The organism is Azospira sp. I09 (assembly GCF_009177135.1).
Classification (GTDB): domain Bacteria; phylum Pseudomonadota; class Gammaproteobacteria; order Burkholderiales; family Rhodocyclaceae; genus Azospira; species Azospira oryzae.
Genome location: NZ_AP021844.1, coordinates 2,543,241 through 2,565,307 on the forward strand (window position 1 = coordinate 2,543,241; position 22,067 = coordinate 2,565,307).

The window sequence follows — 22,067 nt, forward strand, 5'->3', positions numbered from 1 at the left end:
AGCCCGCCATGACAGCCCCCCGCGCCATCCACTTCGCCGACCCGCTGCCGGCGCCCACCCTGGACCAGCCGGCCCCGGAACGCTGTATCGGCACGCCGCCCCGGCGCACCACCTGGGAGCTGTATGAGCAGCAGGGCATTTCCATGGGTGTGTGGGCCTGCGAGCCAGGGGCCTGGAAGATCGCCTTCCACGCCCATCGCCACGAGTTCTTCCAGGTGCTGGAAGGGCGGCTGCAGCTCATTGCCGACAGCGGCGAGGTACGGGAATACGGGCCCGGCGATGGGGCCATCATTCCCGCCGGCTTCAGCGGCGTGTTCAAGGTGATCGAGGCGGTGAAAAAACGCTACGTGATGGTGGACCAGCCCGCCGGCTGAGGCGGGGTAAATACCCATGGCGGCTGAGGCCGTCCCCTCTTATGATGGAGCCAATGGCAAACGGGGAGGGCGGAATTTGTCCGTACTCAAGGCACTGTGGGGCGACCTGATCCTGGGCGTGCGCTGGCTCTTCAGCAAGCACGCCTGGAAACTGCTGCTGGCCGTGCTGGTGCCGGCCGGTCTGGTCATGTTCATCGGCTACCTGTCCCTGGCCAAGCCCCAGTTCTACCCCAGCTACCTGTGCCGCCTCTCGGAAAACGGCGCCATCGTCACCCTTTTCTACCTCTCCGCCGGCCTGGCCCTGAGCGGCATGGTGCTCATCGGCGAGGTGGTGAACCTGGTGGAAGCACAACGCCAGCAGCGCTCCCCGGACAATCAGCGGCGCATCGCCGTGGCCGGCATCCTGGCCCTGGCCTTCGCCGCGGCCATCGTCTTCGTCATGCGCAGCTGCTGAAGGCTGCCTTCAGTCTTCGTAGAAATCCTTGGCCGCCGTCCAGGTCACCGGCTTGCCCGCCAGATGGGCCCGGTCGAACATGCGGATGAAGGGCTGCACCCGCTGGGAGAGGGCCACCAGTTCGTGGGCCTCGACGCCGACGCCGCTGTCCGGCGCCGCCTCGGCGCTTTCCCCCTCCTTGTGACAGAGGGCCGCCAGGCGGGCCAGGGCCTCGGTCATGTCTTCGGGCACGATGACGCCCCGGGCGGTGGGCTCCTTGCCGAGGATTTTCAGCAGGACCCGGGCCACGTCGGCGAAAGTGATGATGTCGGCGGTGGCGACGGACTGGAACTTGACGATCATGGTGTGCTCTCCTGTGGCGGCAGGGCCCGCCGGGCCTGGGCTTGGCGCCCTGGTGCAGGCCTCGATTCTACCCCTCTCCCGGCCCTTCGCCCCCGACCTTCGACCTACCCGGCGCCATGGGGTAAAATGCCGTTATTCATAATTATGTAATGGAAGGCCATGCATGGCATCCAGTCTTGACCACCTTTTCGAACAGAACCGGATATGGTCGGAACGCATTCGTTCCGAAGATCCGGAATTCTTCGACCGCCTCGCCACATTACAGAATCCCGAATACCTGTGGATCGGCTGTTCCGATTCCCGGGTCCCGGCCAACCAGATCACCGGCCTGCAACCGGGGGAAGTGTTCGTCCATCGCAACATCGGCAACGTGGTGGTGCATAGCGACCTGAACTGCCTCTCGGTGCTGCAGTACGCCGTCGATGTGCTGCACGTGAAGCACATCCTGGTGGTGGGCCACTACGGCTGCGGCGGCGTCAAGGCGGTGCTGGACAACCTGCGCGTCGGCCTGGTGGACAACTGGCTGCGCCACATCCAGGACGTGCGCCAGAAGCACCTGGCCATGCTCAATGCCATCGCCGACCCGGCAGTCCGCCTGGACCGCCTGTGCGAGCTCAACGTCATCGAGCAGGTGCTCAACGTCTGCCATGCCACCGTGGTCCGCGATGCCTGGGACCGGGGCCAGGACCTGACGGTGCACGGCTGGGTCTACGGCCTGGCCGACGGCCTGGCCAACGACATGAACATTTCGGTGAATTCACACCAGGATACCCACGCGGCCTACGAGGCTGCGATCGCCCAGATCGGCTCGCCGGCCTGATCTGACTTGCGGAGAGGCCGCCCGCAACACGGGCGGTTTTTTCACGTTAACGGACGCCCATCCGCGTCCCGCCGGCGTGCATCACCTTTGAGACCAGCCAGCCGCTGGACCCGGGCCACCCAAGAAAGTCCGGGCCGTTGCTGACCCCCACAATCAACAGCAGGAGTTTCACCCATGTCCGGAACCCGGATTCTTAACGCTGCCATGCGCAGCAAGATCATGTCGGCCGAACAGGCCGCCGCCCTCATTCAGTCCGGCATGAACGTCGGCATGAGCGGCTTCACCGGCGCAGGCTACCCCAAGGTCGTGCCCGCCGCTCTCGCCAAGCACATCATGGACTCCAATCTGAACGGCAAGAAGTTCAAGATCGGCGTCTGGACCGGCGCTTCCACCGCCCCCGAACTGGACGGCGCCCTGGCCATGGTGGACGGCGTGGAAATGCGTCTGCCCTACCAGTCCGACCCCACCTGCCGCAAGCGCATCAACGCCGGCGAGATGGAATACATCGACATCCACCTCTCCCACGTTTCCCAGTTCGTCTGGGGCGGCTTCCTCGGCAAGCTGGACGTGGCCGTGGTGGAAGTGGCCGGCATCACCGAAGACGGCAAGCTGATTCCGTCCTCCTCCGTCGGCAACAACAAGACCTGGCTGGACCAGGCCGACAAGATCATCCTGGAAGTGAACTCCTGGCAGAGCCTGGACCTGGAAGGGATGCACGACATCTATTACGGCACCGCCCTGCCGCCCCACCGCAAGCCCATCCCCATCATCCGCACCGAAGACCGCATCGGCCAGCCCTATTTCAACGTCGATCCCAGCAAGATCATCGCCATCGTTGAAACCAACAAGCCGGACCGCAACTCCGCCTTCACCCCGCCGGACGCCAACTCCAAGCTGATCGCCGGCCACATCCTGGACTTCCTCCAGCATGAGGTGAAGATGGGCCGCCTGCCGACCAACCTGCTGCCCCTGCAGTCCGGCGTCGGCAACGTGGCCAACGCCGTGATGGCCGGCCTCAAGGACGGCCCCTTCGAGAACCTCACCGCCTACACCGAAGTGCTGCAGGACGGTATGCTGGAACTGCTGAAGTGCGGCAAGATGACCTGTGCTTCCGCCACCTCCTTCTCCCTCTCCCCCGAGGCCCTGGCCGATCTCACCGCCAACCTGAAGGACTTCAAGAACAAGATCATCCTGCGGCCCCAGGAGATCTCCAACCATCCGGAAGTGATCCGCCGCCTCGGCGTCATCGCCATGAACGGGCTGATCGAAGCCGACATCTACGGCAACGTGAACTCCACCCACATCATGGGCACTTCCATCATGAACGGCATCGGCGGCTCCGGCGACTTCGCCCGCAACGCCTTCATCTCCATGTTCATGACCCCCTCCAGCGCCAAGGGCGGCACCATCTCCTGCATCGTGCCCATGGTCTCCCACGTGGACCACACCGAGCACGACGTGCAGGTGATCGTCACCGAACAGGGCCTGGCCGACCTGCGCGGCCTCTCCCCCAAGGCCCGGGCCAAGGTGGTCATCGAGAAGTGTGCCCACCCCAACTTCAAGCCGGCCCTGCAGGAGTACTACGAGCGCTCCCTGCGCTACTCCCCCGGCCGCCATACCCCGCACCTGCTGGACGAAGCCTTCACCTTCATGCCCAACTGGATGGCCAACAAGGCCGCCCGGGAAGCCTGGCGCGACGACTCCCTGGTGCAGGCCGACGCCTGGAAGAAGTAAGCCGGGCGGTTCTTTCCGCCCAAACGAAAACCGGCCCCGAGGGGCCGGTTTTTTTTCGGGGTGGGGCCCGTCAGGGCTTGCTGCTGGCGGCCTGCATCTCGGCCACAAAATCCCGCTGGATTGCCTTCAGCTGGGCGCCCATTTCCGCCATGGAGCGCTGGGACTCCTGGGATATCTGACGCAGCACCAGGGGCATCTTCTCGATGGTGGCGCGGCCCGCCGGCGTTTCGTAGAAGGCGAGCATGCCGGCCACTTCGTCCTCGGTGAAGGTCTGGGTATAAAGGCGCATGTACATCGGCTCCTGGCGCTCCCAGGACAACTGCTCCTGGATCAGGGCCACCATGCGCGCCGTCATCCGGGTGATGGCCGCCTCCTGGGCCGGGGTCGGCGACTTGCCCCGCAGGCTCTGCTGTGCCAGGCCCTGCATCATGCCCTGGGCCTGCTGCTGCACTTGCTGCAACAGGGCACGGGCCTGGGTCACCTCCAGCAGGCGCCGGACCGAGGCTTCGCTGGCCGGCTCGGCCAGGGCTGCAGAGCCCCCGAGCAGAAGGACAAGGAGCAGCAGGTTGCGGATTGATGAGTGCATGGGGATTCCAAAAAAGGGATGGAGTAAAAGACAAGGCTACGAGCCCGGGGATTATGCCGTCCGACTTGGCAAACGCCAATGCGGGCTGCCCCGCGTCCCGGCCGGCTTTTCCCGCTCCCGCCCCTGTGCCAGAATGGCCCGCCTGCCATTTGCCGACGCTGCAATGCCCATCCCCGCCACCATCCGCACCATAGCAACCACCCCGCCTCTGCGGCTGCCGAGGGCGTGACCGTGCGTCTCGGCATCGACCTGGGCGGCACCAAGATCGAGATCATCGCCCTGGGCGACGACGGCCGGGAGCTGCTGCGCCGCCGGGTGCCGACGCCCCGGGGCGACTACGGCGCCACCCTGCAGGCGGTGGCAGGCCTGGTGCGGGAGGCTGAAGCGGCGCTGCAGATGACGGGCAGCGTCGGCGTCGGCATGCCCGGCAGCGAATCGATCCTCACCGGCCACATCCGCAACGCCAATTCCACCTGCCTCATCGGCCAGCCCCTGGGGCGGGACCTGGAGGCCCTGCTGCAGCGGCCGGTGCGCCTGGCCAACGACGCCAACTGCTTCGCCCTGTCCGAAGCCATGGACGGAGCCGGGCGGGGCGCCCGCTGCGTCTTCGGCGTCATCCTCGGCACCGGGGTCGGCGGCGGCCTGGTCATCGACGGCCAGGTGCTGCGGGGTGCCAACGGCATCGCCGGCGAGTGGGGCCACATCCCCCTGCCCGGTGCCGGAGCCGACGACCTGCCCCTGCCGCCCTGCTACTGCGGCCGCCACGGCTGCGTCGAAACCTATCTCTCGGGCCCGGCCCTGGCAGCGGACCATCAACGCCACGGCGGCGAAGCCATGGAGGCGGCCGCCATCGCCGCCGCCGCGGCAGCCGGCGACGCCCGCTGCGAGGCCACCCTGCAGCGCTACGAAGCCCGTCTGGCGCAGGCCCTGGCCACGGTGATGAATATCGTGGACCCGGACGTGATCGTCCTCGGTGGCGGCCTGTCCAACCTGCAACGGCTCTATGCCAACGTGCCCCGCCTGTGGGCGCCCCACGTCTTCTCCGACCACATCGCCACCCGCCTGCTGCCGCCCGTGCACGGCGACTCCTCCGGGGTGCGGGGCGCCGCCTGGCTGTGGTGATTGCCTGAAAGTGAAAGCATGGCCCTGATCGTCTCCCGCCTCGCCGTCGGCCCCGTTTCCGCCCTGCCGGAAGGGCGCCCCACGGCCATCTACAAGAATGCCGTGGACGGCCCGCTGGCCATCGGCCCCCTCGGCCTGGAGGGCGACGCCCAGGCCGACCGGCGCGTCCATGGCGGGCCGGAGAAGGCCGTCCATCTTTACCCCAGCGACCACTACGGCAAGCTGGCGGCGGCCTTTCCCGAGGCGGCAAGCACTCTGGTACCCGGCAGCCTGGGGGAAAACCTGGCGGTGGCCGGCACCGACGAGGCCCAGGTCTGCGTCGGCGACATCTACGTCTTCGGCAGCGCCCGCCTGCAGGTTTCCCAGCCCCGCTCCCCCTGCTGGAAAATCGACTCCCGCCACGGCGCCGACGGCATCGCCGCCCACATCGCCGAGCACGGCCTCACCGGCTGGTATTTCCGCGTCCTCACCCCGGGCTCGGCCCGGGTGGGCGATGCCCTGCAACTGGAAGCGCGCAACCCGGACCCGGTGTCCCTGGCCGAGCTGTGGCAGGGCTGGCAGATCCACCGGCCGCCCCTGGAACTGCTGGAGCGCCTGGCCGCCACCCCGGGCCTGACCACGGACTGGAGCCGGCGCCTGCGGCAGCGGGCCGATTGGCTGCGGGCCAATCCCCAGGCGGCTGCCGCGGCCGCCACCACCTGGCATCCGGCACCTTCTTGATTCTTTCTGCGAAAAATCAAATTGGATGCAGGGCACGGCGGAGAATTAGTCGGAAAGTAATATATGCTGGAGGCTTAGTCGGTCGTCGACCTAGTCATCCATAAATGAGAAACAAAGAGCCCATCCGCCCCCACGTATCCCTACGCCCCATTCGGCGGGGTATCGAGGTGTTGCCGCTGCTGTTCATGATTATCCTGACGGCCCTGCTCTGGGGAGCGGTCACCACCATCCTGCACCATGAAAAGGATCGGGAAATCGAGCGTGCATTCCAGCGACTCGACTATTTGCGCCGCACCTTTCAGGAACACAGTCTCAACACCCTGACCACGGCGGACCAAATTCTCCGCCTGCTCAAGGCCGAGTTTGAGGAACGGCCCAGTACCCGGGAATTCAGCGAGTTCCGTCAAGCCCTGGAACGCAGCGCCATCATCGTGCAGCTAGGGGTGATCGGCGCCAACGGCAATCTGCAGTGGAGCAACCTGCCCTTCAAGCCAATCAACCTGGCCGACCGGGAGCACTTTCAGGTCCATGTGGAACGGGACAGTGGCCAAGTCTTTATCAGCAAGCCGGTGCTGGGCCGGGCCTCGGGCAAGTGGTCGATCCAGCTCTCCCGCCGTCTCAATCATCGGGACGGCAGTTTTGCCGGTGTCGTCGTTGCTTCCGTGGATACCCATTATCTGGGACGCTTCTATCAGGAGGTGGGCTTGCAGCCAGGGGCCGTTCTGGGCCTAGTGGGCCACGACAAGGTGGTTCGCGTCCGGGTCACCGACCAGGAGGTGATCGTCGGTCGCTCCCTGGGCGAAGACTCACCCCTGCTCAAGGCCCTGGGCGCCAATCCGGAAGGACATTTCCTGGCGCCCAGTTCCATGGACGGAATCCGGCGCCTCTACAGCTACGGCCAGATGCCCGGGCAGCCCCTGGTCGTCTTCGCTGGATTTGACGAGGCGCGCGTCCTTGCTGCCTATGGGGAGCGCGCCTACTCCTACTACCAGGTGGCCTCCATATGTTCCGCCATCCTCCTCCTGACCGGCATGTTCCTATGGTGGCTCCTGCTGCGCCTGCGCCAGGCGCGCCAGGAAGTGGAGGCGGCCCACGCGGTGTTCTCCGCCTCCCCCGATCCCATGGTGATGCTGCAACGGGACAGCAGCGGCCTCTTCCACTACCGCTATTTCAATCCTGCCGCCCAGGCCCTGGCCGGCCGCCGCGCCGAGGAGATGCAGCACCACGCCCTGGACCAGGTGCTGACACCGGACGATGCTCTGCGCCGCCAGCTGATGCTGGACGAGACGGTACGCAGCGGCGAAGTGCAGGAAGCGGAGCAGACCATGTCCTACCCCGGCGGGGAGCGCACCGTGCGCTGGACGGCGGTACCGGTACACGACGGCAGCGAACACATCAGCCATGTGGCGCTGGTGGGGCACGACCTCACCCTGCTGCGGGAGGAGCAGCGGCAGCTGTGGCTCTCCGACGCCATCGTGGCCCAGACCCACGAAGCGGTCATGGTCACCGATGCCAGCGAGCGCATCTTCCGCGTCAATCCGGCCTTCTGCCTGATGACCGGCTACAGTCCGGAGGAGGTGCTGGACCACTCTCCCGGCCTGCTGGCCTCCGGCGTGCACGACGCCGAGTTCTACCACCACATGCACCAGGCCCTGCAGAGCCGTGGTTTCTGGCAGGGGGAGGTGTGGCAGCGGCACAAGGACGGCCATCTCTTCGCCTGCCTGCTGGACATCTCGACCCTGCGCGACGGCGAAGGCCGCCTCACCCACTACGTGCACGTCTTTTCCGACATCACCGCACAGAAGCACCTGGCCGAGCAGATGGAACACCTGGCCCATTTCGACGGCCTGACCCAGCTGCCCAACCGCAACCTGTTCCAGGACCGGCTCTGCCAGGCCCTGGCCCGGGCCGAACGCAACGGCACCGGCCTGGCCCTGATGTTCATGGACCTGGACGGTTTCAAGGCGGTGAACGACAGCGCCGGCCACAACACCGGCGACCGCCTGCTGGTGGAGGTGGCGCGGCGCATCACCAGCGTACTGCGCAAGGTGGACAGCGTCTCCCGCCAGGGCGGCGACGAATTCACCGTGCTCCTGGAGAACCTCAACAACGGCCAGGGCATTGCAGAAACGGAAGAGGCGGCGCGACGCATCATCGCCGCCATCAACGAGCCGGTGCTGCTGGACGGCCGCAGCTTCCGCGTCGGCGCCAGCATCGGCATCGCCTTCTACCCGGCGGACGGCGACAACGTGGAACTGCTCATGGCCCGGGCCGATGCGGCCATGTACCAGGCCAAGGCCCGGGGCAAGAACCGGCATCTGTGCTGGACGCCGGAACTGGCCCCGGGAGAGGCCTGAGGCCAGCCCTTCAGGTGGTGGCCAGATCCACCTGCTGCAGGGAACCGGCCTCGCCGTTCTCGGCCAGCCAGACGCCGGTCTGGCGCACCTGGCCCTGCTGCTGGTTGTCCCCGTCCTTGAGGCTGAACTCGCTCTGCACCGAGCCCAGCCAGAGGGCGCCCACACCCGCCTCCTGCAAGGTCTGCAGGCCGGCGCTCTTGCCCTCCTGACCTGCCTTTCCGGCTGCCGCCGTGTCGGCGCCGGGCTGCCACAGGCGCAGCTGGGAATAGATGGCGTCGGCTTCGTCGATCCAGTTGTTGCCGTCCGTGTCGTAGGCCTTGAGATCGGCGAAGCCGTTGCCGGAAAGGGCGCCGAACAGCTCCCGGCCGTCGTTGATGGCGCCGTCGCCGTTGCGGTCCAGGGCCAGGAAGGCGGAGCCCCGGCCGAGGCCGGCCACCGACTCCTTGTCGCCGTCCGCATCCAGGTCGAAGTCGAAGCGGGTGTCGGCCAGCTCGGCCGCCTTGCCGGGGAAGTTGAGCACCAGGGGATCTTTCAGTTCCCAGGTACCGCTTTCCTTCTGCTGGTAGTCGGCCTCGTACTGGCGTTGCATGGCCACTTCCAGGTCGAAGTCGATGCAGCGGCCGTCGGCGGTGCGCACACTGCCGCTGGCGCAGACTGTGGTGGATTCGCTTTCCCGCACCTTGAGGTTGGTCTCCGACTCCCAGGCCATCACCCGCACCCGGGGCATACGGGGCTGGGCTTCAAAATCCCCCGCCGCCGGCGTTCTGGCTGACGCCCCTTTGCCCTGGCCCAGGTCGGGCAGGCCGGTGCTGTCCTCGTCCTTGTCGCAGCAGCAGTCCTTGTCGCCGGCGGTGAGCATGGCGAACAGCCGGGTGATCATCTCCTGCAGCAGCTGGTCCACCCTGCGCCGGCGGCTTTCGTCGCCGCTGGCGATGGCGCCGCTGCTCCAGCTTTCCAGCACCAGGGCGATGGCCGAATCTCTCGGCTCTACCTCCTGAGCGACGATCTTGCCGTCCTTGGTATAGCTTTCCAGCATGTTCTTGAACTCCTCGTCACGCCCGAACCGAAAGACATAGCTGCTCTCCCGGGTTTCGCTGGCCGTGCGCTGACAGCTGATATCCATCTGGCAATCCTGGATTCTCATGATTTCTCTCCACAAAAGCCCGGCCCGGAATGGGCTCGGGCCAGAGCCTCTGCAAGAGTCTTGCCAAATGTAAAAAACCTTGTGTTTCAGCGGATTGACGCGAAATTGAGGTATTCCATCGGGCTTGCCGGCGGCAATGATGGACGGTCTTTGCGGCAGGATGTGGCTGGGGGTGGCCGGCAATGGCCGCCGCCCCGGCTTCAGAATTCCAGGGGGTCCACTTCCAGATGCCAGCGCAGGCGGGAGGGCGCCTTGATGCCTTCGAGCAGGGGCCGCCATTCGGCCAGGAAGGCCTGCAGGGCGGGGCGGGAGGTGGATTCGGCGAGCAGCTGGGCCCGCTCCAGGTTGGCCCGGCGGGCCATGCGCATGGGCACCGGGTCGTACAGCAGCACCGGGCCGTTGCCGTTGAGGTCGGCCCCCAGGGCCCGGGCCTGGGCCAGGTACTCCAGGGCCGGCCCCATCTCCGGCGCCTCGGCCCGCAGCATGACCTGGTAGGAGTAGGGCGGAAAGCCGGCACTGCGCCGTTCTTCCAGCTGGCTGGCGGCAAAGGCGGCGAAGTCGTGCTGCTGCAGGGCGCCGTAGAGGGGATGTTCCGGGTGTTCGGTCTGGATCAGCACCTCGCCGGGCAGTTCGGCGCGGCCAGCACGGCCGCCCACCTGCATCAGCTGGGCGAAGAGGCGCTCCGGGGCGCGCCAGTCGGCGGCGAAGAGGGCCGCATCGGCGCCGGTGACGCCCACCAGGGTGAGGCGGGGAAAGTCGTGGCCCTTGGCCAGCATCTGGGTGCCCACCAGGATGTCGGCCTCGCCGGCGTGGATCTTTTCCGCCAGGGCTTCCCACTGCTTGCGGCTCTTCGCCGAATCCCGGTCCACCCGCAGGATGCGGGCCTCGGGAAAGCGTTCCTGCAGGGTCGTCTCCAGGCGCTGGGTGCCGCGGCCGAAGGGATGGATGTCCTGGTTGCCACAGCTGGGGCAGGCCCGGGGAATGCCGTTCTCGAAGCCGCAGTGGTGGCAGCGCAGGCGCCGGTCGGCCAGGTGCAGCACCAGGTTGGCGGCGCAGCGGCGGCAGCGGGAAATCCAGCCGCAGGAAGGGCAGGCCAGCACCGGGGCGTAGCCGCGCCGGTTGAGGAACACCAGGCTCTGCTCGCCCCGCTCCAGGCGCACCTGCAGGGCCGCCAGGAGGGCCGCGGAAAGGCCGTCCTGGAGCTTCTCCCGGCGGGTGTCCAGCAGCCGCACCGGCGGCAGGGAGGCGGCGGCGTTGGCCCGGTCCGCCAGGGTCAGCAGGGTGTAGCGCCGGGGAATACCCTCGCCGGTGGCGTTGGCCCAGGTTTCCAGGGACGGCGTCGCCGAGCCCAGGACGATGGGCACGCCCCGCTGCCAGGCGCGGAACACGGCCACGTCCCGGGCCGAGTAGCGCATGCCGTCCTGCTGCTTGAAGGAGGGATCGTGCTCCTCGTCCACCACGATCAGGCCCAGGTCGGGCAGGGGCGTGAAAATGGAAAGGCGGGTACCGAGGACAATGCGGGCCTCGCCCTTGAAGGCCGCCTTCCAGTGCCGGGTGCGGGCGGCCTCGGTGAGTTCGCTGTGCAGGCTGACCAAGCCAACGCCGGGGAAGCGGCGCCGCACCCGCTCCTCCAGCTGGGGCGTCAGGTTGATTTCCGGCACCAGCAGCAGGGCCTGATGGCCGCCGGCCAGGGCCGCCTCCACCAGGCGCAGGTACACCTCGGTCTTGCCCGAGCCGGTGATGCCGTAGAGCAGGAAAGGGGCAAAACGGGGCGCCGTGCCCACCCCCGCCGCCAGTACGGCGGCGACGGCCTCGGCCTGGCCCGGGGTCAGCTCGGGCGCCACCTGGGGCGCCTCCACCTTGACCTTGGCCTTCACCGCCCGGGCCTTGGGCGGATCGGTACGGCGCAGGCCCACCGGCAAAGCCGCCAGCATCACCTCGCCGATGGGGGCCTGGTAATAGCTGCTGCAGAATTCGGTGAGGCGGAACCAGTCCGGCGGCAGGGGCGGCACGTCATCCCGCAGGATTTCCGCCGCCTTCAGCTTGTCCAGGGGCAGGTCCCCTTCCTCGTCGGCGCCGAGCACGGCGGTGATGACGCCGATGCGCGTGCCCCGGCCGAAGGGCGCCCGCACCCGCCGGCCCACGTCGTCGGGCTGGGCGTCGGGGGCCAGGTAGTCGAACTGGCGGTGCAGGGGAACGTCGAGGGCGACGCGGATGACAGGCATGGGGATGGGCAAAGGGGCCGGCGACACATCACCGGCAAGGCCGGAAGCTTAAGGGATCGGGGGCCTTTGGGAAAGGCCGGCGGACCGGCGGGGATCTTCCGGGCCGGGCCCCACTTCCACGGGCGGGATCTCAGTCCAATGCACAGCCCAACTCTCAGCCCAAGTTAGGGGCACAAGTTCGCCGTCTTTCTCCTGAATAGGGGCCAAGCCCTTTGCCCGAAAGGACTTTTTCACTTACTCACAATTCCTGTGGATAACTTTGTGGATTGTGCCGGAATAATTTTGCTAAGCAGGCCCCCCGCAAGGGTTTTTGTCACTTTGCTGCAAAATAAGGCACTCCTATCACCCTTATAAATCAACGACTTACAAATATGCCCAAAGTAATAGCCGGCCTTTTGTAACAAATCGTCACCGCGCCCTCTTTCTGTGCATAAGTCAAGGGGAAGGAGCGAAAAAACTTTGGGGAACGGTCCCGTCCCCGCGTTATCCCCGGAATGGGGCAGGGGAACTGGAGGATGGCGAGGGCTAGGAGGAAAGGCAGGCGGGAAGCCGCTGACGGCAGGGGCCCCGTGGGGAAGGCCGCCCCCCGCCATGCGGCGGGGAGGGGGATTGCAGACCGGCGCCCCGGGCGGAGCGCCGGGCAGGGCTGGATCAGCCCTGCTGCCGCAGCTTGCGGCTGTGGCCGTGCACCGCTTCCACCAGCGCCGTGACGTGGTCCGGCGGGGTGAACTGGGAAATGCCGTGGCCCAGGTTGAAGACGTGGCCGGTCTTGCTGCCGCCGGCGGCGTGGTAGGAATCCAGCACCTTCTTGGCTTCGGCCTGCACCACTTCGGGGGAGGCGAACAGCACATTGGGGTCCAGGTTGCCCTGCAGCGCCACCTTGCCGTTGGTGCGGCGGCGGGCTTCGCCGATGTCGATGGTCCAGTCCAGGCCCACGGCGTCGCAGCCGATGGCAGCGATCTTCTCGATCCACAGGCCGCCGCCCTTGGTGAAGACGATGCAGGGAATCTTTTCCCCGTCCTTCTCCTTGGTCAGGCCGGCAACGATGCGGCGCATGTACTGCAGGGAGAATTCCTCGTAGGCCGCAGCGGAAAGGCCGCCGCCCCAGGAGTCGAAAATCATCACGGCCTGGGCGCCGGCTTCGATCTGGGCGTTGAGGTAGGAGGTCACGGCATCGGCGGTCACCGAGAGGATGCGGTGCATCAGGTCGGGACGGTTGTAGAGCATGGTCTTCACATGCCGGTAATCGTCGCTGGAGCCGCCTTCCACCATGTAGCAGGAGAGGGTGTAGGGGCTGCCGGAGAAGCCGATGAGGGGCACGGAGTTGTCCAGGGCGCGGCGGATCTCGCTCACCGCGTCGGTGACGTAGCGCAGGTGCTCGTAGGGGTCCGGCGCCTGCAGGTCGCGGATGGCCCATTCTTCGCGCAGAGGACGCTCGAACTTGGGGCCTTCGCCTTCGGCGAAGTACAGGCCCAGGCCCATGGCGTCGGGCACGGTGAGGATGTCGGAGAAGAGAATGGCCGCATCCAGGTCGTAGCGGGCCAGGGGCTGCAGGGTCACTTCGCAGGCCAGGGCCGGGTTCTTGCACAGGTCGAGGAAGCTGCCGGCGCGGGCCCGGGTCTCCCGGTATTCGGGCAGATAGCGGCCGGCCTGGCGCATCAGCCACAGGGGGGTGTAATCGGTGGGTTCCTGCAGCAGGGCGCGCAGGAAGGTGTCGTTGCGGGGTCGGGTCACAGGGGGCTCCGCCGGGTTAGCTAGAAAGACCCGGATTATCCTTCGGAACCCCCACCCCTGTCATTGGGATAGATCAAGCCGCCCCCAGATCGGCCGGCCTCACTTGCGCCAGAAGGCCGGCGTCAGCACCACCAGCAGGGTGAAGATTTCCAGGCGGCCGAGGAGCATGGCGAAGGAGCAGACCCAGGTCTGGAAGTCGCTCAGCACCGAGTAATTGGCCGCCGGGCCCACCGCATCCAATCCCGGGCCCGCATTGTTGAGACAGGCCACCACAGCGGAGAAAGCGGTGACGATGGGCAGGTCGCTGGCCGAGAGCAGCAGGGTCAGGCTGACGATGGTCACCATGTAGATGAAGCTGAAGGCCAGCACCGCGTGCAACACCGGATCGGGCACGATGACGCCCTGGATACGCACCGGATGCACCGCCGTCGGATGCATGGCCCGCACCAGTTCCCGGAACACCTGCTTGTAAAGGATGACGGCCCGCATCATCTTGATGCCGCCGCCGGTGGAGCCGCCGCAGGCGACGAAGCTGCAAAGGAACAGCACCCACAACTGGGCGAACATGGGCCACATGGTGTAGTCCGTGGTGGCAAAGCCCAGGGAGGTGGCCAGGGAAATGACGTGGAAGGCGGTGTAGCGCAGGGCCGTACCGAAGCTGTCGTAGAGGCCGTAGGGCATCAGGTAGAGGGCCAGACCGACGGCGCTGACGGCCAGCACGCCGAGATAGAAGGGCAGTTCGAAATCCCGCTGGTAGGGCTTCAGGCTCCAGCCCCGCAGGGCGAGGAAGTGGGTAGCGTAGTTGATGCCGGAGAGCAGGGCAAAGCCCATGGCCACCAGTTCGATGGTCAGACTGTTGTAGTAACCCAGGCTGGCGTCCCGGGTGGAAAAACCGCCCAGGCCAAGGATGCTGAAAGCGTGCATGAGGGCGTCCCACCCTTCCATGCCGGCCCACCACAGGGCCAGGGCGCAGAGCACGGTGAACAGCAGATAGACGCCCCACAGCCCCTTGGCGGTTTCGGCGATGCGCGGCGTCAGGCTGGAATCCTTCATCGGCCCCGGCAGTTCGGCCTTGAACATGGCCCGGCCACCAATACCCAGCAGGGGCAAAATGGCCACCGCCAGCACGATCACCCCCATGCCCCCCAGCCAGTGCAGGAAGGTGCGCCAGAAGTTGATGGAAAGGGGCAGGGAGTCCAGCCCCGACATCACCGTCGCCCCGGTGGCCGAAAGGCCGGAGGCGGCCTCGAAATAGGCGTCGGTAAATGAGATGTCGGGCAGGAAAAGCAGCAGGGGCAGGCTGGCGAAGAGGGGCAGGATGGTCCAGGTCAGGGCCACCAGGAGAAAGCCGTCCCGCACCCGCAGGTCCTGGCGGTAACGGCGGGTACAAACCCACAGCAGCAGGCCCACGCCCATGGTCACCACGATGGCCTCGTCGTAGGCCGCCGTGGCGCCATCCTGGGCGTAGGCGGATACCGCCAGGGGCGCCAGCATGGTCAGGCCGAAAATGAGGACGATCAGGCCCAGGATATGGAAGACGGGATAGAAGCGGCGCATGGTGCCCCCGTCAGAGAAAGCCGAAGCCGACCTGGAACAGTTTTTCCACCTTGTGCACCAGCTTCTTGTTCACGCAGAAGACGATGACGTGGTCGCCGGACTGGATCACCGTGTCGCGGTGGGCAATGACCACGTGGCCGTAGGCCTGGATACCCACCGGGCCCTGGTAGCCGATGATTTCCGGCGTCTCCAGGTCGCGCACGATAGCGGCGATGGTGACGCCCTTGGGCAGGGGAATCTCGCCCAGGCTGCGGCCCACCACCCGGGAGGAATTGCGGTCGCCGTGGGCCACCAGTTCCAGGGCCTCGGCGGCGCCCCGGCGCAGGGAATGGACCTGGGAGACGTCGGCCCGGCGCACGTGGGCCAGCAGGGTGCCGATGGAGACCTGGGCCGGGGAAATGCCGATGTCGATGGGGCCGCCCTGCACCATGTCGGCGTAGGCGCGCCGGTTGATCAGGGCCAGCACCCGCTGGCAGCCCAGGCGCTTGGCCAGGGAGGCGGCCATGATGTTGTCTTCGTCGTCGTTGGTGAGGGCGAGGAAGAGGTCCATCTCGGCGATGTTCTCCTGCTCCAGCAGGTCCTCGTCCGTGGCGTCGCCGCACAGCACCAGGGTGTCGCCCAGGCGCGGCGCGATCCATTCGGCCCGGCTGCGGTTGTGCTCCACCAGCTTCACCTCCAGGCGCTGCTGCAGGGCCGTGGCCACCCGGTAGCCGATGTTGCCACCGCCGGCGATCATCACCCGCTTCACCGGCCGCATCATGCGCCGCAGCTCCCGCAGCACCGGGCGGATGTGCTCGCTGGCGGCGATGATGAAGACTTCGTCGCCGGCATGGATCACCGTCTCGCCCTCGGGAATGATGGGCTGGTCCTGGCGGAAGAGGGCGGCGATGCGGGCATCCACCTGGGACGGCAGGTGCTCCCGCAGCTTGCGCACCGGCTTGCCCACCAGGGCGCCGCCCTCGTAGGCCCGCACCGCCACCATGACCAGGCGGCCCTCGGCGAACTCCAGCACCTGCAGGGCCTCGGGGAAATCCACCAGACGCACGATGTAGTCGGTGATGTTCTCCTCGGGGCAGATGGCGAAATCCACGGCGAAGTTCTCGTCGGAGAGAAGCTGCTCGTCCTCGAGGAAATCGGCGGCCCGCAGGCGGGCAATGCGGGTCGGCACGTTGAAGCGGCTCTTGGCGATCTTGCAGGCCACCAGGTTGGTCTGGTCGCTCTGGGTCACGGCGATGAGCAGGTCCGCATCGTCCAGGCCGGCGTCGCCAAGGATGGACGGCAGTGCCGCATTGCCGCACACGGTGCGCAGATCAAGCCGGTCCTGCAGGGCGGCCAGGCGCTCCCGGTCGTTGTCCACGATGGTGATGTCGTTGGCCTCGTGCACCAGGGCCTCGGCCACGCTGGCGCCGACCTGGCCGGCACCGAGAATGACGATCTTCATGCTTCCCCCAATGTCCTGGGCCGGCTATGGGGCGGCCGGCGGGAACCTGTTCTATTGCGTCGAGTGTAGCGCCGGCGGGGAAGGGCGGGGCGTGGACTGCATCACGCCCAGGCGGATCAGCCCTCGCCGCCGCGCTTGCCGGTGCTGACGCCCAGTTGCTTGAGCTTGCGGTAGAGGTGGGTGCGCTCCACCCCGGAGCGTTCCGAGACCCGGGTCATGTTGCCCCCTTCCTGACGCAGGACGTGTTCGAAATAGAGTTTCTCGAAGGCGTCCCGGGCTTCCCGCAGGGGCTGGGAGAAAAGGGGCTCCAGGGGCGTGCTGGCGGCCTCGCCGTCGGTGGTGTGGAGCAGGCCGGCCACGTCCTCGGCGCTGATTTCCTCCTCCAGGGCGGTGAGCGCCAGGTTTTTCACCGCGCCCTGCAGTTCGCCCCAGCCGTCGGCGCTCCAACGGTGCATGCGCAGGGCGTTGAGGGCGGCGCTGGAGAAATGGCGGGCCGGCGCTTCGCCCCGCTCCATCAGGTGGGAAAGCAGCAGGCCGGCGATTTCCGGCACCTCGTCGGCATGGGCGGAAAGCTGGGGCAGGGCCACCCAGACCTCGCCGAGACGGGCTACCAGAGCCGCATCCCAGCCGGCTTCGAGCAAGGACTGGAGCGGCTTGTGGCAGGCCACCACCAGTTGCAGCTTGTACTTCTCCAGGCGCTCCAGGGCGAAGGCCAGGTTCATCTGCTGCAGCTTGCCCAGGACCGCCAGGTCCGGCACGAAGAGGATGCCGCCGGAGGACTGTTGCAGACGTTCCTGGGTCAGGGGCCCGGATTCGGCGGCCAGGTCGAGCCAGGGCGCATGGGGCGCCTGCAGGGTGCGGGCGCAGATGTCGGCGATGGCGCCGGCGCCGCCCTTGAGCAGCAGCACCGGGGCGCTCTTGGCCGCCTGCTCCAGGCGCTTCTTCAGGTCCTTGAGCAGGGGCAGCTTGGCCAGAGCGTCCAGGGTCAGGGGCGGCTTGACGGTCTGGGCGTCGTGCTTCAAGGCCTTCTTCACCGTGGCCAGGAGCTTCTGCAGGGCGATGGGTTTTTCCAGGAATTCCACGGCGCCGTGGCGGGTGGCTTCCACCGCGGTGTCGATGGTGCCGTGGCCGGACATCATCACCACCGGCATGGTCAGCAGGCCCGAGGCGCCCCATTCCTTGAGCAGGGAAATACCGTCGGTGTCGGGCATCCAGATATCCAGCAGCACCAGATCCGGGCGCTTCTCGGCCCGCAGGCGGCGGGCGGCCGTGGCGTTCTCCGCCAGCCAGATGTGATGTCCCTCGTCCTCCAGGATTTCCGACAGCAGTTCCCGGATGCCGATTTCGTCGTCCACAACCAGTATTTGAGCCATGTTGCTTGAGATCCTCGGTTTTCTTATGGGTTGGCCAGGGGCAGGCGGATGCTGATCTGGGCGCCGCCTCCAGTGCCGTTTTCATGCTTGTTGGTGATGTCGATGCGGCCGCCGTGCTCGTCCACAATCTTGCGCACGATGGCCAGGCCCAGGCCGGTGCCCTTGGGCTTGGTGGTGACGTAGGGTTCGAAGGCCCGGGCCAGGATTTCCGCCGGGAAGCCGGGACCGTTGTCCTCCACCACCAGGCGGGCAAAGCGCCCGGCCGGCTCGGTGGCGAGGCGGATGGACGGCGCCGGCTGCTCCGCCAGGGCGTCCTCGGCGTTGCGCAGCAGGTTGTGGATGATCTGCCGCAGCTGGGTGGCGTCCCCCAGCACCGGCGGCAAGTCGCCGGCCAGATGCACGTCGATGCTGGCGTGGGAGGTCTCGTAGAGCCCCAGCACCTCGCCCACCAGGGCGTTGAGGTCGAGCACCGCCAGCACCGGCGAGGGCATGCGGGCGTAGTCGCGGAAGTCGTCCACCATGCGCTTCATGGCCTGGACCTGGTTGATGATGGTCTGGGTGCCCTTGTTCAGGGTCTCGGCCGCGGCCGCATCCAGCTTGTCCTCCAGCTTCATCTGCAGGCGCTCGGCGGAAAGCTGGATGGGAGTGAGGGGATTCTTGATCTCGTGGGCCAGACGCCGGGCCACTTCGCCCCAGGCAGCGCTGCGCTGGGCGGCAATGAGCTGGGTCACCTCGTCGAACACCACCACGTAGCCGCCGCCGCTGCCGGCCGGCAACTTGGAGCCCCGCAACAGCAGGACCTGGGGCGCCAGGCCGGGGCGGTCCAGCTCGACCTGGGTCTGCCAGTCCTCTTCCGCATGGGCGGCAAAGCCGTCGCGGATGGCCCGGCCCAGCAGGTTCTGCCGGGGCCAGGCTTCCACCGGCTCGCCGGAAAGGCCGACGAAGTCGTCGCCGAGGATGGTGCAGGCCCCCGCATTGATGGCCCGCAGGACGAAGCGGGCGTCGAAGGCGAGAACGCCGGCGGAGAGGTTGGCCAGGATTTCCTCCAGATAGGCCCGGGCCGATTCCAGCTCGCTGCGGTGGCGCTCCGTCTCCTTGCGGGCATCGTCGAGCTGGCGGGTCATCTGGTTGAAGGACTGGGTCAGCACCCCCAGCTCGTCCCGGCTGTAGATGGCCTGGCGCGGCGTGAAGTCGCCGGCGGCCACGGCCTGGGTACCCTCGGCCAGGATGGAGAGGGGCGCCGAAAGGCGCCGGGCCAGCACATAGGCCACGGCGATGGCGGTAAACAGGGACAGCAGCAGGGCCAGGGTCAGGGTCAGGGCGTAGATGTGGGTGAGGCCGCTGCGGGCCAGGGACAGCTCCTGGTAGTCCCGGTACACGTCCTGCACCGCATCGGCATTCTCGGCGATGGCCGGCGGCACCCCCTGGGTCAGCTGCAGGATGCGCGGCTCCTCGGTCAGGCCGTAGCCGGGAATGCCCACCAGCACCCTGAGGGTCATGTCCTTGCCTTCGCCCTCGATGGAACCGATACCCCGGGAAAGACGGGCCTGCTTCAGCTGGGCGGAGGAGGGCAGGGAGGGCAGCAGGGAAGAATAGTCGCCGTTGGCGCTGGCGATGACCTGGCCGTTGGCGGCGAAGAGGGCCGCGCTTTCCACCCCGGCCTGGTCGCGCAGGCGGTTGAGCAGCAGGCGGCGGGTGCCGTCGGGCCGGTCGGCCAGTTCCTGGGCCATCTGCCGGCCCTTTTCGGTGAGGTCGGAAAGCATGGCGTCAAGGGCGCTGCGGCCCAGGTTGAGGCCCGACTCCAGGGCGGTTTCCACCCGCACGTCGAACCAGCTCTCGATGCTCTTGGTGACGAACTGCACCGACACGGCATAGATGGTGACACCGGGCACCACCCCCATGAGGGCAAAGAAGACCAGCAGGCGCAGCTTCAGGCGGGAGCCGAAGACCTTGGCCCGGTGCTCCTTCCACAGGGCCCGCAGCTGCCAGGCCACCAGGCCGGCCAGGGCCAGGGCTACCAGACCGTTGAGGGCCAGCAGCCAGGGATAGTTGCGGGCGAAAAGGGCCGTATTGGCCGAGGCCGAGGCCAGCAGGAAGAGCAGGATGCCGCCCAGGGCGGCGACGATGACCAGGAGGACTCTCACTTGGCGCCCTCCCGCGGCGGCTCTTCCCGGGGCACGGAGAAGGGCCAGTTGAGCCAGTCGGAAGCCAGGTTCCATTCCCGGTTGGCCAGGGCCGTCAGCTGGAAGGGCTTGGGCAGCTGGGAGGGATCGAGGCGCAGGCGCAGGGAAGCCTGGTAGGTTTCCCCGGGCCGGAGGGCCACGGACTTGTCCAGCACCGTCCAGTGGCGCAGGCGGGAGAGGATGCGCAGGGCCTCCTCCAGGGAGGAGAAGTTCTGGTGCAGGGCACCGGAGGAAAGGCGGTACTGGCGGGTGAGGGCGTTGTAGGAAAGACGCAGGGTCTGGCTGCGGCTGGCCACCTTGTCGTCCAGCCAGTACCAGCGGACGCGGGTCAGCTCGAATTCCACCAGGAAGTTGAGCACCACCCCCCGGGTCACCGCCTCCTCCAGGCGGGAATTGAATTCGAAGGCGAAGTCGGCGGAGAGGGTATAGCCGTCGTCCCCCGGGGTGAGCTGGGGATTGCGTACCTCCACCTCGCTCGCCGCCCCCAGGGCAGCCCAGAGACAGAGCCAGCAGATGGCGAGGAGCTTAAGCGGTCTTTTCCAGCAGCGCATAGTAGAAGCCGTCATGTTCACTTCCTGGCAACAACTGCAACTCGTCGGCACCGTCGATGCCGATGCGGCGGGCATCCCCGTGGCGCGCCAGGAAGGCGCTCACCTGCTGGCTGTTCTCCTCCGGGAAAACGGAACAGGTGGCATAGAGCAGGCGCCCGCCCACCGCCAGGGTCGGCCACAGCACCTCCAGGATCTGCCGCTGCACCCGGGCGAACTGGGCGATGTCGGTCTCCCGCCGCAGCCATTTGCTGTCCGGATGGCGGCGCACCACGCCGCTGGCGGAACAGGGCACATCGGCCAGGATACGGTCGAAGGGGCGGCCGTCCCACCAGTCGTCGGGGCAGCGGGCATCGGCAGCGCACACGGCGGCCCGAAGGCCCAGGCGGCTCAGGTTTTCCTCCACCCGGCGGCAGCGCAGCCCGTCCACGTCCAGGGCCAGCAGGTCCACCCCGGCCCGCTCAAGAATATGGGCCGTCTTGCCGCCGGGGGCGGCGCAGGCATCCAGCACCCGCTGGCCGGCCCGGGCGTCCAGCAGCTCGGCGGCGCGCTGGGCGCCCCAGTCCTGAACCGAGACAAAACCATCGAAAAATCCGGGCAGGGCATCCACCGGCACCGGCTTCTGCAGCAGCAGGGCGGCGCTGCCCAGGGGCGCAGCGGCAATCCCGGCGGCGTCCAGGCGAGCCTGGTATTCCTCCCGGGAACCCCGGGCCAGATTGACCCGCAGGGTCATGGGCGGCTGGCCGTTGCCGGCCGAGGCGATGGCTTCCCAATCCCGGGGATAGGCCCGGCGCAGGCGGGACAGCCACCAGTCGGGATGCCACCAGGCCCCCGACGGCTTGCCGGCGGCCCGGGCCAGCAGCTCGGGCCGCTGCCGCAGATAACTGCGCAGCACGCCGTTGATCACCCCGCGGAAGTTGCCCTTGGCCAGGGTGGCGGCAGCGGCCACGGCCTGGTCCACCACCGTGTGGCTCTGCTCCGGCCGGCTCTCCAGGCGGTACAGGGCGCACAGCAGCAGGCTCTGCAGCTGGGGTTCGGGCAGAGGCTTCTGCAGCAGGGCCGCCAGCACCGCCTCGCCCCAGCCATAACGGCGCAGGGCGCCGTAAGCCAGATCCTGGGCCTGGGCCCGGGTCGGCCCCAGTTCACCCTTGGCCTGCTGCGCCAGCACTTCGGTCAGGCTGCGTCCGGCCTGGACGGCAGCAACGGCTGCACTGGCCAGCAGCAGGGCGCGGGCCAGGGAATCGGGTGCCGGCTCCGGAGCGGAGCGGACAGGAGAAGGGCGGCGGGCGGCGGGCGGGGAGTTGCGGGAAGACAAGGATTGCAGGCTCAAAAAAATCGGTAAAAAAGGCTGCC

The 22,067-nt window shown here is 67.4% G+C and carries 18 protein-coding genes; 7 read left to right on the top strand and 11 right to left on the bottom strand.

Features of this window, described 5'->3' with window-relative positions:
- The first annotated feature begins 8 nt into the window (after positions 1–8).
- Both AZSP09_RS11885 and AZSP09_RS11890 read left to right on the top strand, forming a co-directional pair.
- The gene (locus tag AZSP09_RS11885) at positions 9–374 is read left to right on the top strand and encodes a cupin domain-containing protein (protein WP_152090158.1); all 366 of its coding nucleotides are present in this window, start codon (positions 9–11) and stop codon (positions 372–374) included.
- A gap of 76 nt (positions 375–450) precedes the next feature.
- Complete coding sequence (locus tag AZSP09_RS11890; protein ID WP_014235904.1) at positions 451–828, top strand: hypothetical protein; 378 nt, start codon at positions 451–453, stop codon at positions 826–828.
- 9 nt (positions 829–837) lie between these two features.
- On the opposite strand, the gene AZSP09_RS11895 is transcribed toward AZSP09_RS11890, so the two are convergent.
- Entirely contained in the window at positions 838–1,170 is a 333-nt protein-coding gene (locus AZSP09_RS11895; RefSeq protein ID WP_014235905.1) for a DUF1840 domain-containing protein, read from the bottom strand.
- Positions 1,171–1,333: 163 nt separating this feature from the next.
- Here AZSP09_RS11895 and can point away from each other — a divergent pair, with 163 nt between their 5' ends.
- Positions 1,334–1,990: a carbonate dehydratase gene (gene can, locus AZSP09_RS11900; protein ID WP_014235906.1), complete on the top strand. Its 657-nt coding sequence runs from the start codon at positions 1,334–1,336 to the stop codon at positions 1,988–1,990.
- Positions 1,991–2,164: 174 nt separating this feature from the next.
- Complete coding sequence (locus AZSP09_RS11905) at positions 2,165–3,724, top strand: acetyl-CoA hydrolase/transferase family protein (RefSeq protein WP_014235907.1); 1,560 nt, start codon at positions 2,165–2,167, stop codon at positions 3,722–3,724.
- Positions 3,725–3,794: 70 nt separating this feature from the next.
- Here the strand turns inward: AZSP09_RS11905 and AZSP09_RS11910 are convergent, their stop codons facing one another.
- Positions 3,795–4,310, bottom strand: a complete 516-nt coding sequence (locus AZSP09_RS11910) for a DUF2059 domain-containing protein (RefSeq protein WP_152090159.1) — start codon at positions 4,308–4,310, stop codon at positions 3,795–3,797.
- 231 nt (positions 4,311–4,541) lie between these two features.
- Here AZSP09_RS11910 and AZSP09_RS11915 point away from each other — a divergent pair, with 231 nt between their 5' ends.
- The 3 genes from AZSP09_RS11915 (at position 4,542) to AZSP09_RS11925 (ending at position 8,509) form a co-directional block, all read left to right on the top strand.
- Positions 4,542–5,432, top strand: coding sequence for an ROK family protein (locus AZSP09_RS11915; protein ID WP_152090891.1), 891 nt, complete (start codon positions 4,542–4,544; stop codon positions 5,430–5,432).
- Between the two features lie 18 nt (positions 5,433–5,450).
- Positions 5,451–6,152: an MOSC domain-containing protein gene (locus tag AZSP09_RS11920; RefSeq protein ID WP_152090160.1), complete on the top strand. Its 702-nt coding sequence runs from the start codon at positions 5,451–5,453 to the stop codon at positions 6,150–6,152.
- 185 nt (positions 6,153–6,337) lie between these two features.
- Positions 6,338–8,509 carry a bifunctional diguanylate cyclase/phosphodiesterase gene (locus tag AZSP09_RS11925; RefSeq protein WP_172974753.1) on the top strand — a complete coding sequence of 724 codons (2,172 nt, stop codon included), beginning with the start codon at positions 6,338–6,340 and terminating at the stop codon, positions 8,507–8,509.
- Positions 8,510–8,519: 10 nt separating this feature from the next.
- Here the strand turns inward: AZSP09_RS11925 and AZSP09_RS11930 are convergent, their stop codons facing one another.
- The 9 genes from AZSP09_RS11930 to rsmB form a co-directional block, all read right to left on the bottom strand.
- Positions 8,520–9,632, bottom strand: coding sequence for a hypothetical protein (locus tag AZSP09_RS11930; RefSeq protein WP_152090162.1), 1,113 nt, complete (start codon positions 9,630–9,632; stop codon positions 8,520–8,522).
- A gap of 221 nt (positions 9,633–9,853) precedes the next feature.
- Entirely contained in the window at positions 9,854–11,878 is a 2,025-nt protein-coding gene (locus tag AZSP09_RS11935) for a primosomal protein N' (RefSeq protein WP_152090163.1), read from the bottom strand.
- Between the two features lie 651 nt (positions 11,879–12,529).
- Complete coding sequence (gene hemE, locus AZSP09_RS11940; RefSeq protein ID WP_014235914.1) at positions 12,530–13,612, bottom strand: uroporphyrinogen decarboxylase; 1,083 nt, start codon at positions 13,610–13,612, stop codon at positions 12,530–12,532.
- A gap of 99 nt (positions 13,613–13,711) precedes the next feature.
- Positions 13,712–15,169 carry a TrkH family potassium uptake protein gene (locus AZSP09_RS11945; protein ID WP_152090164.1) on the bottom strand — a complete coding sequence of 486 codons (1,458 nt, stop codon included), beginning with the start codon at positions 15,167–15,169 and terminating at the stop codon, positions 13,712–13,714.
- A gap of 10 nt (positions 15,170–15,179) precedes the next feature.
- A complete protein-coding gene (gene trkA, locus AZSP09_RS11950; protein WP_014235916.1) occupies positions 15,180–16,610 on the bottom strand; it encodes a Trk system potassium transporter TrkA in 1,431 nt (476 codons plus the stop codon).
- A 116-nt stretch (positions 16,611–16,726) separates the two neighbouring features.
- Entirely contained in the window at positions 16,727–17,983 is a 1,257-nt protein-coding gene (locus tag AZSP09_RS11955) for a sigma-54-dependent transcriptional regulator (protein ID WP_152090165.1), read from the bottom strand.
- A 23-nt stretch (positions 17,984–18,006) separates the two neighbouring features.
- Positions 18,007–20,127 (bottom strand): sensor histidine kinase, encoded by a 2,121-nt coding sequence (locus AZSP09_RS11960; RefSeq protein ID WP_152090166.1) that lies wholly within the window; start codon positions 20,125–20,127, stop codon positions 18,007–18,009.
- Positions 20,124–20,732, bottom strand: coding sequence for a DUF4390 domain-containing protein (locus AZSP09_RS11965; RefSeq protein WP_152090167.1), 609 nt, complete (start codon positions 20,730–20,732; stop codon positions 20,124–20,126). Before AZSP09_RS11965 ends, AZSP09_RS11960 begins: the two co-directional genes overlap by 4 nt.
- Positions 20,692–22,029, bottom strand: a complete 1,338-nt coding sequence (gene rsmB / locus AZSP09_RS11970; protein WP_152090168.1) for a 16S rRNA (cytosine(967)-C(5))-methyltransferase RsmB — start codon at positions 22,027–22,029, stop codon at positions 20,692–20,694. Before rsmB ends, AZSP09_RS11965 begins: the two co-directional genes overlap by 41 nt.
- Between the last annotated feature and the right edge of the window lie 38 nt (positions 22,030–22,067).

Excerpts from the sequence above, each read along its gene's own strand:
- AZSP09_RS11885 (WP_152090158.1), top strand. The coding sequence starts at position 9 with ATGACAGCCCCCCGCGCCATCCACTTCGCCGACCCGCTGCCGGCGCCC.
- AZSP09_RS11895 (WP_014235905.1), bottom strand. The coding sequence starts at position 1,170 with ATGATCGTCAAGTTCCAGTCCGTCGCCACCGCCGACATCATCACTTTC.
- can (WP_014235906.1), top strand. The coding sequence starts at position 1,334 with ATGGCATCCAGTCTTGACCACCTTTTCGAACAGAACCGGATATGGTCG.
- AZSP09_RS11905 (WP_014235907.1), top strand. The coding sequence starts at position 2,165 with ATGTCCGGAACCCGGATTCTTAACGCTGCCATGCGCAGCAAGATCATG.
- AZSP09_RS11910 (WP_152090159.1), bottom strand. The coding sequence starts at position 4,310 with ATGCACTCATCAATCCGCAACCTGCTGCTCCTTGTCCTTCTGCTCGGG.
- AZSP09_RS11920 (WP_152090160.1), top strand. The coding sequence starts at position 5,451 with ATGGCCCTGATCGTCTCCCGCCTCGCCGTCGGCCCCGTTTCCGCCCTG.
- AZSP09_RS11925 (WP_172974753.1), top strand. The coding sequence starts at position 6,338 with ATGATTATCCTGACGGCCCTGCTCTGGGGAGCGGTCACCACCATCCTG.
- AZSP09_RS11930 (WP_152090162.1), bottom strand. The coding sequence starts at position 9,632 with ATGGATATCAGCTGTCAGCGCACGGCCAGCGAAACCCGGGAGAGCAGC.
- AZSP09_RS11935 (WP_152090163.1), bottom strand. The coding sequence starts at position 11,878 with ATGCCTGTCATCCGCGTCGCCCTCGACGTTCCCCTGCACCGCCAGTTC.
- AZSP09_RS11945 (WP_152090164.1), bottom strand. The coding sequence starts at position 15,169 with ATGCGCCGCTTCTATCCCGTCTTCCATATCCTGGGCCTGATCGTCCTC.
- trkA (WP_014235916.1), bottom strand. The coding sequence starts at position 16,610 with ATGAAGATCGTCATTCTCGGTGCCGGCCAGGTCGGCGCCAGCGTGGCC.
- AZSP09_RS11955 (WP_152090165.1), bottom strand. The coding sequence starts at position 17,983 with ATGGCTCAAATACTGGTTGTGGACGACGAAATCGGCATCCGGGAACTG.
- AZSP09_RS11965 (WP_152090167.1), bottom strand. The coding sequence starts at position 20,732 with ATGACGGCTTCTACTATGCGCTGCTGGAAAAGACCGCTTAAGCTCCTC.